This is a genomic window from Campylobacter sp. BCW_4323 (genome assembly GCF_001763115.1).
In the GTDB taxonomy this organism is placed as follows: Bacteria; Campylobacterota; Campylobacteria; order Campylobacterales; family Campylobacteraceae; genus Campylobacter_D; species Campylobacter_D jejuni.
On sequence record NZ_MJYC01000041.1, the window covers coordinates 41,710 to 54,731 of the forward strand.

Consider the following 13,022-nt stretch of genomic DNA (forward strand, 5'->3'; position numbering starts at 1 on the left):
TAAATTAAAAAGGTTCGTCATTATCTTGTTCGCTAAATCCTAAATCATAAGCTGTAAAGTTTTTGTTACTAAAAATTCCATTTAAGTTTCTAAATGATTGTTGCAGAATTTCTTCGTTTTTTTCATATTTTAAGAAGCTTAAATATTCTTTTAAAAAATTATTTAATTCTTCGGTATTTAAATTTTTAATTAGAAGATTTAAATTTTTATCAATAAGCGTAAAAAGTTGTTTTTTTAATGCGAGTGTAGAATTTTTAATTTTTACATTGTTTAAAAAAGCTAAATTAACCTTGCAAATACCTAACAAGAATTCGCTATAGTTTAAATTTTTTCGAATATTTTTACTTTCAAATTCTCTAATATCACTATCTTCATAACCTTTTTTTTCTAAAATTTTATCCAATAAAATTTTATGCTTAAAACAAACACTATCACTAATTTGCTTAAAATCGTTACATATATCTGGATGCTGTTTTAAAAAAGCTATAAGTTCTAATTCTGCAATGTGAATTTTTTCTTTAGGAAAATTGTATTTATTTTGAGAAATTAAAGGGGTTTGTATGGTTTTTTTTGAATTTTGTGATAAGACGATAAATTTTTCATCCACTTTTAATAAATTTGAAACTAGACCAGTGTAAGAATTTGCCACTAAAGGTTCAAGATTAAAGGTGAATTTTTGTATAGTTTCTAAAGCTTTTTGTTTGTCAAGAGCAGAAATTATGGAATGAGTGGATATTAAGCGTCTGATATAAAATTCACCAAGCTCTATTCCTTCATCGAGTATATTATGAAGTTTTGTGCTTTCATTTTTTGCTACGAGCTCAGCAGGATCTTTTCCGCCTTGCAAAATTGCCACTTTACCGTCTATTTTGTTTGTGCTTAATAAAAATGCAGATCGTGTCGCAGCTTTTAATCCTGCTTCATCATTGTCAAAACATAAAATCACTTTTGCATCATAACGGCGGATTAAGGGTAGATGATGTTCGGTTAATGCTGTTCCAAGAACTGCTACAGCATTGTTAAACCCTGCTTTGTGAAAAGCTATTGCATCCATGTAGCCTTCACATACTATTATTTCTTTTTTTTTGGCTATATTTTCTTTAGCGATGTTAAAAGCATAAAAAATTCTACTTTTATCAAAAAGTATATTTTGGGGTGAATTTACATACTTTGCCGGTACATTGGGATTTAAAGTACGCCCTCCAAACCCTACTAATAAGTCTTTATGATCGTAGATTGGAAAGGTGATGCGCCATATAAAACTTGCGTAAAATTCATTATTTTCATCTTTTTTTAAAGCTCCAACACTCATAGCATCTTCTAAAGGAATTTTTTGATTTTGCAATAATCTTATACTATCTTCACTTGCTCCTGCAAAACCTAATTCGAATTTGGCTATATCTTTGTCATTTAAAGCTCTTTGGTAAAGATAGGTTAAAACTTCTTTGTGGTGTTTGAGATTATCTTTAAAATACGCATTTAAGATCGGTAGTATAGATTTTAGCTCTTTTTTATTTTCTTGTTTTTCTTTTGTATAACTCAAAGTAAAATTACTAAGGCTTGCAACTTTTTCAACTGCATCGGAAAAACTTAATTTTTCATAATCCATTACAAATTTAAAAGCATCTCCACCAGCCTTGCAAGCAAAACAATGATAAAAACCTTTGGTAGGATTGATATGCATAGACGGGTTTTTATCTGCATGGAAAGGACAGATACACACAAAACTTGAGCCTTGTTTTTTTACTTCAATATAATTTTCTATAATATCAACAATATTAAGTCTTTGGGATAAATTTTCTATACTTTCTTTAGTTATCATTTTATAAACCTTGTTAAAATTATACAAAGATTTGGCTATAATTTGGCATAAAATTTTTAGAGCGAGACTATGGATTTTTTCTTTGTAGAATACAGAGACCCTTTAGTAGGGCTTATAATTTTAACCATTTTAGTATTTGTTGTAGCTGTTGCAAATTATATTTGGAAAATATTTGCTAGCAAAGATGAAGAACAAAAGCTTGAAAAATTTATAAAAAAATTTGAAATGGATAATGCTCATAAAGAGTTGTTAAGAAATAGTAGCTTGAGTTTTGGAAATTTAAGTTTTTTGGCCGAAATTTTTACTAAAAGCGGGGAATTTGAAAAAGCAACTCAAATTTATTTGATTGCTCTTGAAAAATGTAAAGATAAACAAGAAAGAGAATTTATTTTCCTTTCTTTAGCAAAAGTTTATTTTAAAGCAGGATTTTTAGAGCGTGCAAAAGAAGTTTTATTACAAGCTTTAAAACTGCGTCCAAGAAATATACAAGCCTTAAAACTTTTAAAAATTGTTTATTTAAAACTTCGTTCTTATAAAGAAAATTTAGAACTTTTAGAATGTCTTTTTGAGCTTAATGAAGATGTACAAAAAGAGCATGATTTTATCAAAGCTTTAGAACTTTGTACTTTTAATATTACTGATGAAGAAAAAAAGAAAAAACTTTTAGAATTTAAAGTAGAAGATAATCCTATGTTAGGGCGTTTAGTTTTTGAAAAATATCATATGTTTTTAGGCCAAAATTTTTTTGATATTTGTGATTTGCTTTATAGAGAAAATAAAGCGTTTAATTTAGAAAATCAAGATTTTTTAGAATTCTTTTATGCTTTGGGTAAAATTTCAAAGCATGATGATACGCATCAGTTTGTTTTTAAAAATTCTAATTTTAAAATGTTAAAAATTTTAAAAGATAATTCTTTTAATGCGGGGTTAGAATTTTCATATCGTTGTTCTGAGTGTAAAAATGTTATGCCTTTGTTTTTTTATCACTGTCCTGTTTGTTATGAGTTTAATACTTGTAAAATTATTTATGAAGTGAAAAACAATGAAACACATTGAAATTTATACAGATGGTTCATGTCTTAATAATCCGGGTTTTGGCGGATGGGCTTATATTTTGCGTTATAAGGAGTATCAAAAGGAAGGTTTTGGAGCTGAGGCTAATACCACTAACAATAGAATGGAGCTAATGGCAATTATTGAATCTTTGAAGGCTTTAAAAGAGCCTTGTGAAATTTCGCTTTTTACAGATTCTAACCTAATGGTTCAAAGTATTAATGAATGGCTAGAAGGATGGATAAAAAAGGATTTTAAAGGTAAAAAAAATATAGATTTATGGAAGGAATATATTAAAGTGGCAAAATCTCATAAGATTAAGGCTTTTTGGGTAAAAGCACATAATGGACATTTGGAAAATGAAAGGTGTGATACATTGGCGCGTGAAGCTGCTTTGAAAATTGCAAGGGAAAATGATGAAAAACATTGAAAAACTAGAGCAGAGTTTAACTTATGAATTTAAAGATAAAAATCTTCTTATACATGCTTTAACCCATAAAAGTTTTAAAAAATCTTACAACAATGAACGCTTGGAATTTTTAGGTGATGCTGTGCTTGATTTAGTTGTGGGTGAATACCTTTTTCATAAATTCGCCAAAGATGCCGAAGGAGATTTATCTAAGCTTAGAGCGGCTTTAGTGAATGAAAAGTCTTTTGCAAAAATTGCAAATAGTTTAAATTTGGGCGATTTTATTTTTATGAGTGTTGCTGAGGAAAACAATGGAGGAAAAGAAAAGCCTTCTATACTTTCAGATGCGTTAGAAGCCATTATAGGTGCTATACATTTAGAAGCTGGGTTTGAGTTTGCAAAAACTATTGCTTTAAGACTTATAGAAAAAAATTTCCCTCAAATTGATGCAAAAATTCTTATAAAAGATTATAAAACAAAATTACAAGAGATTACACAGGGAAAAATCGGACAAACTCCGCAGTATGAAACAGTGCGTGCTTTTGGTCCTGATCATTTAAAGCAATTTGAGATCGCTTTAATACTTGATGGTAAAGAACTTGCAAGAGCTATTGCGGGAAGCAAAAAAGAAGCACAACAAATGGCAGCAAAAATTGCACTTGAGAAATTAGGAGCTTTATAGTGAATACCTTTGGTACGAGATTGAAATTTACAAGTTTTGGTGAGTCTCATGGTGTGGCTGTTGGATGTATTATTGATGGAATGCCTGCTGGAGTTAAATTTGATGAAGAATTTTTACAAAATGAGCTTGATAAACGCAAAGGCGGAAGTAAATTTGCAACACCAAGAAAAGAAAGCGATAAAGCTCAGGTTTTAAGCGGAGTTTTTGAAGGATATACAACGGGTCATCCTATAGCTATAGTAGTTTTTAATGAAAATGCTCATTCTAAGGATTATGATAATTTAAAAGATCTATTTCGTCCTGCTCATGCGGATTTTACTTATTTTTATAAATATGGCATAAGAGATCATAGGGGTGGGGGTAGATCAAGCGCTAGGGAAAGTGTTGCTAGAGTGGCTGGTGGCGCAGTTGTAGCGATGCTTTTGCGTGAATTTGGTATTTGTGTTCAAAGTGGTGTTTTTGGAGTAGGAGCTTTTGTATCAAATTTGAAAGAAGAAGAATTTGATTTTGAATTTGCTAAGAAAAGTGAAATTTTTTGCCTTGATCCAAAACTAGAAAGTGACTTTAAAAATGAAATTTTAAATGCTAGAAATTCAAAAGATAGTGTAGGTGCTGCTGTTTTTACAAAAGTTAGTGGTATGCTTGTGGGACTTGGAGAAGTTCTTTATGATAAGTTAGATTCTAAATTAGCTCATGCTTTAATGGGAGTTAATGCTGTTAAAGCAGTTGAAATAGGCGAAGGTATTAATGCAAGCAAAATGCGCGGATCGTGTAATAATGATGCTTTAAAAGATGGCAAGTTTTTAAGCAATCATAGCGGAGGAATTTTAGGAGGAATTTCAAATGGAGAAAATCTTATTTTAAAAACTTATTTTAAACCTACTCCTTCTATTTTTGCCAAGCAAGAAAGTATAGATAAATTTGGTAATAATTTGAAATTTGAACTCAAAGGTAGGCATGATCCTTGTGTAGGTGTTAGAGGAAGTGTTGTAGCTAGTGCTATGGTGCGTTTAGTTTTGGCTGATTGTTTGCTTTTGAATGCGAGTGCGAATTTAAACAATTTAAAAAATGCTTATGGATTAAAATAAAAAAGCCCATTTTCATGGGCTTGATTGCAATATTTTGAAAAGATTCAAATACTATATCGCTTGTTTTGCTAAATACTTTATACTTTAACTAATAAAAAATTTATTAATATCAGCCTTATTTTCAAAAGCTATACTTGTATAAGCTTGATTTTTAAATTTAAGTTCATAGCTTTTTCCTGCTTCGTGTTTAGTATAGGTAAGGGCTATTTTTAAGGCAAGTTCTAAGTCTTTTTCTGAAATTTTTTCATCTACCAAAGAGTAAGCTCCGATTAAATCCCCAAGTTCTATTGCTTCATATTTAGAAGTTTTTAAACCTTTTAAAAGAGTATTTTCAAGTTCATTTCTACCTATGATCATTTTAGCTCCATTGGGCAATCTTAAATGACGACCATATTTTAAAAGTTGTGCGTCATTAACCTGCATATCTTTGTCAAATTCTATGAAATCTCGAATTTTTTTAGCAAAACTATCAAGAGTTAGCAAACAACCTCCACCTGGACTTTCAAAGTCTTCTAAGCCAAATTTAGCTGCAAGTTCAAGTTGTCTTTTGCGACTTCTTCCACTAATACCTTCGAGTTTTTCTCTATCTACCCAACCTTCTCTTTCGGGTTTGGTTAGTGGTAGGTTTTTTGCACACATAGGACGCAAGATTAAATCTTCTTCATCAAGGGCAAGTTTTTTAACCTTTGCCATCGCATCACTTCTTTGACTCATAGGGCGTTGTCCTAAAACTTCTCCTGTGATGATAAAACTTGCGTTTTCTTCTTTTAACATAGCAAGAGCAGTTTTAAACATAAAAGCATGACAATCTATACAAGGATTAAAATGTTTGCCATAGCCATATTGTGGGTTAAAAAGCACTTCTTGAAGATAGGAATTTTTTACATCTATCATTTCAAAATCCGCACCCACCATTGCCGCACGCTTTTTCATGATTTCGCTTTTATCGCTTGTGCTTCCAAAACCTATGTTGATATTTAGGGCTTTAACTTCTATACCTTGCGCAGTGATGAGTTTCATTGCAAGCATACTATCAAGCCCACCGCTAAAAAGAGCTAATGCTTTCATTGATTCCTTTCTGAGATTATAAAATTTTTTAAGATTTTGTCGATTATAAAAGATATAATTTTAACTAAAAAATCTTTAAAATAAGGATTGGAAAGTGTTAAAAATAATTTTGGTTTTAAGCATTTTGAGTTCTTTTGCTTTTGCAAATTCTTGTGCTAACTACGAGCAAGAACTTAAAAAGTGTAATTCTTTAAAAAATTCACATGAGAGAAAAATGTGTCGTTTAGGTTTATTTGCAAAATGTAAAAAAGGATAAATAATGAAAATCGATACTTCTGCTAGTTTAACCCATTCTTTAACTAATAATGTTGATAAAAAAGAGCTTAGCGTATTAAAAAAAGAAGATCAAGATAAAATTCCCGTGCAAGATCTTTCGAGTTTAAATAGCGATGGTGTTAAGGTTGTTTTTGAAAATAAGCAAGGTGAACTTATAGCTTTAAATTTAAGCGATGAAAATTATAGTAGTTTACAAAAAAATTTCGGTTCTTATATGAATTATGTTGCTAGAAATGATGGTAGTATAAGGCTTAATGGCGAAGCAAATCAATTTGTTTCAAATTGGTTTGAAAGTGTAAAAGATAATTTTGGCTCTTTAAATTCAAATTTAAATAATAAACAACAAAGTGTAAAATTAAATTTTAATACAAGTACCCTTCAACAAAGTATGCAAAATTTAGGCTTTAAAACAAGCGATGAAAAAATATCTGATGATGCAAATATAGAAGAAAAATTAAATTTTTTTATTGATAAAGATGTAAATAAAGATGGTAAAGTTGATGATAGTGATGTTAAAGAACCTAGCATGAGAGAAATTTTAAGCGACATTAAAGAAGCATCAGGTGGTGGAGCTAATGCTATGAAAACCATAGATCCGCAAAAAATCAATAAAAAAGATGATAAGGAAAATAATATCAAAGAAAAAGAAGACGAAGATTTGCTTCAAAAAGCTCAAGAAAAAGGTTTAAGTGCTTTAAGTGCTGATGAGCAGGCAAAGCTTGAGACTAGCAATCCTGAAGAATTTGAAAAACTGAAGCAAAAATCTTTGCAAGAATTAAGTCAGAATTTAAGTAAAGATTTTCAAAATAAAATTGAAAATCAAGAAGCACAAATTGTAGATAAGAGAGTGTAGCAAATTATAATTTTACTCTCTTAGGGTTTTAAAATCATATATAATAGGTAGTGTAATTCTTAAATCTCCATTATAGTGTGGAAAATTTAAAGAAGCTTTTCTTATGCTTTCTAAAGCACTTTTATCTAACAAATCATATCCCGAGCTTTCTATGATTTTTAAATCTGCTAAAGTTTTGTTTTCTTTCCATAAAAATTCTACTTTTACAGTTCCTTGCATACGCATTTTTTTTGCTTGCCTTGGATAAAATTGTGCTTGTTGTATAGCTTTTTGGATTTCTTTTAATACAGGGTGATTATCTTTTCCTTGTGTTAATTGAGTGATCTTAGGTTTGACATTTGTATCAGTTGTTTTTGCAAAAGTTTTAACTTCTTGAGTTGGTGCTATTGGGGTTTTATTTGGTATTGGGTGTGGAGGTGTTTTTTTTATCTTTTTTTGCATTTTTTCAGGAGTTTTTTTAATAACTTTTGGCTGAGGTTTTGGTTTGATAGGTTCTATAATGGATTTTGTTGGTTTAGTCTCATTTGTTGGATTAGTTTGGGTAAATTGTTTTATTGCTAAAGAAAAAGAATATTCATTTTTAATTTCCATTTTAAAAAAGTCATTCGAGTGAAAAATGACAAAAAGCAAAGGTATAAAGACTATAAAAGTTATATAAGAAGCTTGGTATTTATGATTTAAAAACAAAGTTTTCATTTGTTTTTCTCAGTAAGAATCTGAAAATTTTCATGTTCTTTGGCTTTTAAAAAATCTATAATTTTTACAAAGCTTTCAAATTTAGCATTTTTATCGCTTTTTAGTTCTACTATGGTTTTTTTATCAAGTGAAAAAATAGCATTTTGAACTTCATTTAAATCAGCTAATTTATCATTTAAATAAAAAGTATTTTTTTCGTCTATGGTTATAAGAAGTTTTTTTTCATTATTGCTTATATTGGTAGCATTTTCACTTGAAGGAAGTGAGATTTGAATTTTTCCATGCGCAATAAAGGTTGAAATACTAAGTACTATAGCAAGCAAAACAAGCATAATGTCTATAAATGGAACTATATTTAAACCTTCATTTTTTGGTAGTTTAAGCATTTTTATTTGCCTTATAAGTATTGCTTAAGAGAGAAACTTTTCTAAGTAGAGCATTATAAGCCATTAAAGTAGGAATAGCAACCAAAAGTCCCAAAGCTGTAGCCTTAAGAGCTAAAGAAAGTCCCACGACTATGGATTTGACATCTATATTGCCTGCCACGCCCATTTCGTAAAATGTAACCATGATACCTATTACAGTACCTAAAAGTCCTATATAAGGGGCATTGGAATAGATGATATATATAGTGGTCAAATTTTCACTAATCGCATCATCAAATTGCTCTTGATTCTCATAATTTTTAAAGTTAATTTTTCTAAAAAATAGCATTCTTTCTACAACACACCAAAAAGCTATAAATGCCATAATTCCTAGAATTAAAAAGATAATTAAATCGATGTAATCTTTTAGAAATTCCACATTTTTCTCCAAAAATATACTTATAAATTTTAAAAGATTATACTATATAAAAAATAAATTTATAATTAATATCAATTATCATAATTTTTAAGAAATTCTTGTTTATAGTTTTTATTTTTATTAGGTTATAATTTATAAAAATTTAATAGGGTTTAACATGACTATAGATTTAAATCACAATTTTACCTCTTTTGTTCTTCTTGATGAAGTTGATTTTAATTTTTCGGAGTTAAAAAGCATTTTAGAAGATAAATTTAATATAAAAATAGCTGATGAAAATTTTACCAAAGAGGGAGTGATTTTTTCACATGAAAATATGTTGATTACTCTAAATTTGATTAAAAATCCTATACCTAATCACGAAGCAGAATACTATGCAAATTTTAATTTTATGTGGAAAGATGCCTTAGAGCAAACTAAAAAACATAAAGCTCATCTTCTTATAGCGGTGCTAAGTCAAGATCAAAGCAAATTAGAACAAGCTAAAATGTTTACGAAAATTGCAGCTTTATGTTTGAATAATAAACATGCTTTAGGTTTTTATACAGGTGCAGTTGTTTTAGAGCCCAGTTTTTATATAGAAAATGCAAAAATGTTAGATGATAATCGCTTACCGGTATATAATTGGATATATGTTAGTGTTTATTCTAGTGAAAATGGAGTCAATGCTTATACTTATGGGCTTAGAAATTTTGATAAATTAGAACTTGAAGTTTGTGATTTAAACATAGAAGAAAAAGAACTTTTCTTTTGTATTTATGATATTGTTTTGCATATTTTAACTTATGATATTAATCTAAAAGATAAAGATATTTTAAAATTTGAAGATGGAAAAGAAATAAAATTTATAAAAAGTCAAGGTATAAGTGTTGAGAATGAAAGCTTGAAAATTATTTTTTAAGTTTCACATTCACTTCACAGTTTTGAGTTAAACTTTCGCCAACCAAGACAAAAAAGGAGAAACTATGAAAGCAAAATTAACTTTACTTGCTTTGTTGGGTGCTACGGTGCTTTTAGCTAAAGATATGGTTGTTCCTGCTAGCGAACTTCCAAATAATGCCAAAGAATTTATTTCTAAAAATTTTAAAACCGCTCAAATTGGTTTGGTGAAAAAAGATATAGATTCTTACGATGTAATTTTAAATGATGGAACTGAAATTGATTTTATGATCAATGGAGATTGGAAAGAAGTTGATGGAAAATATAAGGCTTTACCACATACTATTTTACCTAGTGTTATGAAAAAAGTAAGTGCAACTCAGCCAAATGCTCAAATTCTTGAAATAGACAAAGAAATTAATGGTTATAAATTGAAGTTTAATAATAACATGAAAGTTTATACGGATATGCAAGGAAATGTCCTAGGTCAAAAATTAGATTAATTTTTGAAAATTTAACTCCCTTAGAAAATTTGATGCAAAAATTTGGAAGCATAGTCTTCCAAATTTTTATTTTTTGATTGCAAAACCCAAAATATATTTAGTTTTAAAATAATACTTTATTAATACAAGTGATTGTTTTTTTATAAAATTAAATTTACAAAATGTTACATAAGATTTAAAATATTTTTTTTAAAAAATAATTATTTATAAATATTTTGCTAAAATAAAAGAGATGTAATCTTAAATTTAAGGAAGAATAATGAATACTCCTAAATGGACTAGTCACGATACAAGGTGGGTTTTATCTCTTTTTGGAACAGCTATTGGAGCCGGCGTACTTTTGTTACCTATTAGTGCTGGGCTTGGTGGATTGATACCTTTGTTAGTTATACTTGTTTTAGCTTTTCCTATGACTTACTTAGCTCATAGAAATTTATGTCGCTTTGTGCTTTCAAGTTCTAATCCAAAAGATGATATTACTTTTGTTGCAGAAAGTTATTTTGGCAAAGGCGGTGGATTTTTAATTACACTTTTGTATTTTTTTGCTATTTTGCCTATTTTATTGGTTTATAGTGCTAATCTTACAACAACTTTACTTGAGTTCTTAATCAATCAGTTTAATTTCAATGCAGATCTTACTCATGCTGCTCGTTGGTGGGTAAGTTTTTTGATTGTTGGGGTTTTGGTTTTGATTTCTATTCTTGGTGAAAATGTTGTAACAAAAGCAATGAGTTTTCTTGTTTTTCCTTTTATTATATTTTTATTTATTTTTTCATTGCTTTTAATTCCACAATGGAATTCATCATTATTTACAAATGTTGATTTTTCTGTAATCTCAACAAGTAATTTTTGGGTTACTTTATGGCTTGTTGTTCCTGTGATGGTGTTTAGTTTTAATCACTCTCCTATTATTTCTTCGCTTGCTTGTTATTGTAAAAAAGAATATGGTGATTATGCTGAACCTCGTGCTAGAAAAATTATTTCTTTGGCAATTATTCTTATGGTTTTTGTTGTAATGTTTTTTGTTTTTTCTTGTGCTTTAACTTTTACACCAGAAGATTTTGCATCAGCAAAAGAACAAAATATCAATATTCTTACCTTTATAGCAAATAAATTTCCTGAAGTTTCTTTGCTGACTTATGTTGGGCCTATTGTTGCACTTGTGGCCATTAGTAAAAGTTTCTTAGGGCATTATCTTGGTTCTCAAGAAGGCTTAAACGGTATTTTATATAAAGCAAGTAATGGTAAAATTCAAGGTAAATTCGCTCAAACTTTAACAGCGATCATTACCTTTGCTATCGCTTGGCTTGTTGCGTATAAAAATCCAAGTGTTATAGGAATTATTGAGGCTATTGGTGGTCCTGTTTTGGCTATTTTGCTTTTCTTAATGCCGCTTTATTGTATTTATCGTTTTGATATTTTGGCAAGATTTCGTAATAAATTTTTAGATCTTTTTATTTTGGTAATGGGAATAGTTGCGATTTCTGCTGCAATTCACAATCTTTTATAAATTAAGGATAAAAAATGAGTAATTTAAGCATTTTTAAAATAGGTGTTGGTCCTTCTTCTTCTCATACTTTAGGGCCTATGCTTGCTGGAAATTTATTTTGTAAAAAAGTTGCTAAAAAGCTTGATGAAATTGATAGAGTTGAAGTCATTCTTTATGGTTCTTTGTCATTAACAGGTAAAGGACATTTGAGTGATAAGGCTGTAATTTGGGGGTTAAATGGCCTAGAAGCTAAAAATTTAAGTGCGGCAATACAAGATGAAGTAAATAAAAATGCTATTGAAAATGCTCAAATTGATTTTTGTGGAGAGAAAAAACTTTGTTTTAATTATGAAAAAGATTTGGTATTTTCCAAAGATTTTCTACCTTTGCATGAGAATGGTATGAAGATTAAAGCTTATGATTACAAAGGTGGGTTAGTTGATGAAGAAACTTATTATTCTGTAGGTGGAGGCTTTGTTTTAACAGCTGCACAATTAGAAAAAAAAGGCAAAATTTCCAACCAAAACAAAAAGAAAAAACTAGATATAGAGCTTAACAATGCAAAAGAAGCTTTAGAGCTTTGTGATAAAAGAGATTGGGATTTAGCAGAGCTTTCTTATCGTTATGAATTGCAATTTCATACTAAAGAGGAAATTCGTGCTTATTGTCTTGAAATTTGGGAAGTAATGCAAGAAGTGTATTATAATGGTACACATCCAAATGAAGATTATTTGCCTGGAAAACTTCATTTAAAACGTAGAGCCAAAGGACTTAAAGAAAGAGTGGCGATGACAGCTGATCCTATGGGCATTATAGATTTTATTTCTTTATATGCTATTGCGATTGCTGAAGAAAATGCTAGCGGAGCAAAGGTTGTAACCGCGCCAACAAATGGAGCATGTGCTGTTATCCCTGCTGTTATGCTTTATCTTAAAAATCATACTATAGGTTTTAGTGATGAAAAGGCTATAGAGTTTTTATTAACAGCAATGCTTATAGGTTCTTTTTATAAGAAAAATGCAAGTATTAGCGGAGCAGAAGCAGGTTGTCAAGCAGAAATTGGTAGTGCTAGTTCTATGGCAGCTGCGGCTATGGCAACAGTTTTAGGAGCTAATGCTTTTAAAGCATGCAACGCTGCTGAAATGGCAATGGAACATCATCTAGGTTTAACTTGCGATCCAGTTGCAGGACTTGTGCAAATTCCTTGCATAGAAAGAAATGCCTTTGGAGCTATTAAGGCTATAAGTGCTGCTAGAATGGCAATGACACGTAAATCTACTCCTATGGTAAGCCTTGATGAGGTTATAGAAACCATGTATGAAACAGGAAAAGATATGAATTATAAATACAAAGAAACTTCTTTAGGTGGTCTTGCTACAAATTTAAAAACAGTATGCTAA

15 protein-coding genes are annotated in these 13,022 nt (G+C 29.6%); 10 read left to right on the forward strand and 5 right to left on the reverse strand.

Features of this window, described 5'->3' with window-relative positions:
• Nucleotides 1-4: 4 nt before the first annotated feature.
• Nucleotides 5-1,822: a DNA primase gene (gene dnaG / locus AJN60_RS03640; RefSeq protein WP_070277696.1), complete on the reverse strand. Its 1,818-nt coding sequence runs from the start codon at nt 1,820-1,822 to the stop codon at nt 5-7.
• A gap of 69 nt (nt 1,823-1,891) precedes the next feature.
• On the opposite strand from dnaG, the gene AJN60_RS03645 reads away from it, so the two are divergent.
• Genes AJN60_RS03645 through aroC form a run of 4 tightly spaced genes read left to right on the forward strand, consistent with a single transcriptional unit; the run spans nt 1,892 to nt 5,054 of the window.
• Entirely contained in the window at nt 1,892-2,878 is a 987-nt protein-coding gene (locus tag AJN60_RS03645; protein ID WP_070285894.1) for a CDC27 family protein, read from the forward strand.
• Nucleotides 2,865-3,305, forward strand: coding sequence for a ribonuclease HI (gene rnhA / locus AJN60_RS03650; protein ID WP_002851277.1), 441 nt, complete (start codon nt 2,865-2,867; stop codon nt 3,303-3,305). The genes AJN60_RS03645 and rnhA overlap by 14 nt, the downstream gene beginning before the upstream one ends.
• Entirely contained in the window at nt 3,292-3,966 is a 675-nt protein-coding gene (rnc, locus tag AJN60_RS03655; protein ID WP_002871251.1) for a ribonuclease III, read from the forward strand. The genes rnhA and rnc overlap by 14 nt, the downstream gene beginning before the upstream one ends.
• Nucleotides 3,966-5,054, forward strand: coding sequence for a chorismate synthase (gene aroC, locus AJN60_RS03660; protein WP_070285895.1), 1,089 nt, complete (start codon nt 3,966-3,968; stop codon nt 5,052-5,054). The genes rnc and aroC overlap by 1 nt, the downstream gene beginning before the upstream one ends.
• A gap of 84 nt (nt 5,055-5,138) precedes the next feature.
• Here aroC and AJN60_RS03665 read toward each other — a convergent pair whose 3' ends face one another.
• The gene (locus tag AJN60_RS03665; protein WP_070261494.1) at nt 5,139-6,122 is read right to left on the reverse strand and encodes an MnmA/TRMU family protein; all 984 of its coding nucleotides are present in this window, start codon (nt 6,120-6,122) and stop codon (nt 5,139-5,141) included.
• Between the two features lie 94 nt (nt 6,123-6,216).
• On the opposite strand from AJN60_RS03665, the gene AJN60_RS03670 reads away from it, so the two are divergent.
• Both AJN60_RS03670 and AJN60_RS03675 read left to right on the forward strand, forming a co-directional pair.
• Nucleotides 6,217-6,378, forward strand: a complete 162-nt coding sequence (locus AJN60_RS03670; protein ID WP_002778908.1) for a hypothetical protein — start codon at nt 6,217-6,219, stop codon at nt 6,376-6,378.
• Between the two features lie 3 nt (nt 6,379-6,381).
• On the forward strand, nt 6,382-7,251 hold the full coding sequence (locus AJN60_RS03675; RefSeq protein ID WP_070261493.1) for a hypothetical protein: 870 nt from the start codon (nt 6,382-6,384) through the stop codon (nt 7,249-7,251).
• Nucleotides 7,252-7,263: 12 nt separating this feature from the next.
• On the opposite strand, the gene AJN60_RS03680 is transcribed toward AJN60_RS03675, so the two are convergent.
• From AJN60_RS03680 to exbB, 3 genes are read right to left on the reverse strand one after another with little or no spacing between them, the layout of a single operon-like run.
• Nucleotides 7,264-7,947, reverse strand: coding sequence for an energy transducer TonB (locus AJN60_RS03680; protein WP_070261492.1), 684 nt, complete (start codon nt 7,945-7,947; stop codon nt 7,264-7,266).
• Nucleotides 7,944-8,333 (reverse strand): TonB system transport protein ExbD, encoded by a 390-nt coding sequence (gene exbD, locus AJN60_RS03685; RefSeq protein ID WP_002851470.1) that lies wholly within the window; start codon nt 8,331-8,333, stop codon nt 7,944-7,946. The genes AJN60_RS03680 and exbD overlap by 4 nt, the downstream gene beginning before the upstream one ends.
• The gene (exbB, locus tag AJN60_RS03690; protein ID WP_070261491.1) at nt 8,326-8,751 is read right to left on the reverse strand and encodes a TonB-system energizer ExbB; all 426 of its coding nucleotides are present in this window, start codon (nt 8,749-8,751) and stop codon (nt 8,326-8,328) included. Before exbB ends, exbD begins: the two co-directional genes overlap by 8 nt.
• Nucleotides 8,752-8,908: 157 nt before the next feature.
• Here exbB and AJN60_RS03695 point away from each other — a divergent pair, with 157 nt between their 5' ends.
• The 4 genes from AJN60_RS03695 to AJN60_RS03710 all read left to right on the forward strand — a co-directional run bounded on the left by AJN60_RS03695 (nt 8,909) and on the right by AJN60_RS03710 (nt 13,022).
• The gene (locus AJN60_RS03695; protein ID WP_070243003.1) at nt 8,909-9,652 is read left to right on the forward strand and encodes a DUF4261 domain-containing protein; all 744 of its coding nucleotides are present in this window, start codon (nt 8,909-8,911) and stop codon (nt 9,650-9,652) included.
• Nucleotides 9,653-9,716: 64 nt separating this feature from the next.
• Nucleotides 9,717-10,133 carry a PepSY-like domain-containing protein gene (locus AJN60_RS03700; RefSeq protein ID WP_070243002.1) on the forward strand — a complete coding sequence of 139 codons (417 nt, stop codon included), beginning with the start codon at nt 9,717-9,719 and terminating at the stop codon, nt 10,131-10,133.
• Nucleotides 10,134-10,392: 259 nt separating this feature from the next.
• The gene (locus AJN60_RS03705) at nt 10,393-11,643 is read left to right on the forward strand and encodes an aromatic amino acid transport family protein (RefSeq protein WP_070243001.1); all 1,251 of its coding nucleotides are present in this window, start codon (nt 10,393-10,395) and stop codon (nt 11,641-11,643) included.
• Between the two features lie 14 nt (nt 11,644-11,657).
• A complete protein-coding gene (locus AJN60_RS03710) occupies nt 11,658-13,022 on the forward strand; it encodes an L-serine ammonia-lyase (protein ID WP_070243000.1) in 1,365 nt (454 codons plus the stop codon).

Excerpts from the sequence above, each read along its gene's own strand:
- dnaG (WP_070277696.1), bottom strand. The coding sequence starts at position 1,822 with ATGATAACTAAAGAAAGTATAGAAAATTTATCCCAAAGACTTAATATT.
- AJN60_RS03645 (WP_070285894.1), top strand. The coding sequence starts at position 1,892 with ATGGATTTTTTCTTTGTAGAATACAGAGACCCTTTAGTAGGGCTTATA.
- rnhA (WP_002851277.1), top strand. The coding sequence starts at position 2,865 with ATGAAACACATTGAAATTTATACAGATGGTTCATGTCTTAATAATCCG.
- rnc (WP_002871251.1), top strand. The coding sequence starts at position 3,292 with ATGAAAAACATTGAAAAACTAGAGCAGAGTTTAACTTATGAATTTAAA.
- AJN60_RS03665 (WP_070261494.1), bottom strand. The coding sequence starts at position 6,122 with ATGAAAGCATTAGCTCTTTTTAGCGGTGGGCTTGATAGTATGCTTGCA.
- AJN60_RS03675 (WP_070261493.1), top strand. The coding sequence starts at position 6,382 with ATGAAAATCGATACTTCTGCTAGTTTAACCCATTCTTTAACTAATAAT.
- AJN60_RS03680 (WP_070261492.1), bottom strand. The coding sequence starts at position 7,947 with ATGAAAACTTTGTTTTTAAATCATAAATACCAAGCTTCTTATATAACT.
- exbD (WP_002851470.1), bottom strand. The coding sequence starts at position 8,333 with ATGCTTAAACTACCAAAAAATGAAGGTTTAAATATAGTTCCATTTATA.
- AJN60_RS03695 (WP_070243003.1), top strand. The coding sequence starts at position 8,909 with ATGACTATAGATTTAAATCACAATTTTACCTCTTTTGTTCTTCTTGAT.
- AJN60_RS03700 (WP_070243002.1), top strand. The coding sequence starts at position 9,717 with ATGAAAGCAAAATTAACTTTACTTGCTTTGTTGGGTGCTACGGTGCTT.
- AJN60_RS03705 (WP_070243001.1), top strand. The coding sequence starts at position 10,393 with ATGAATACTCCTAAATGGACTAGTCACGATACAAGGTGGGTTTTATCT.
- AJN60_RS03710 (WP_070243000.1), top strand. The coding sequence starts at position 11,658 with ATGAGTAATTTAAGCATTTTTAAAATAGGTGTTGGTCCTTCTTCTTCT.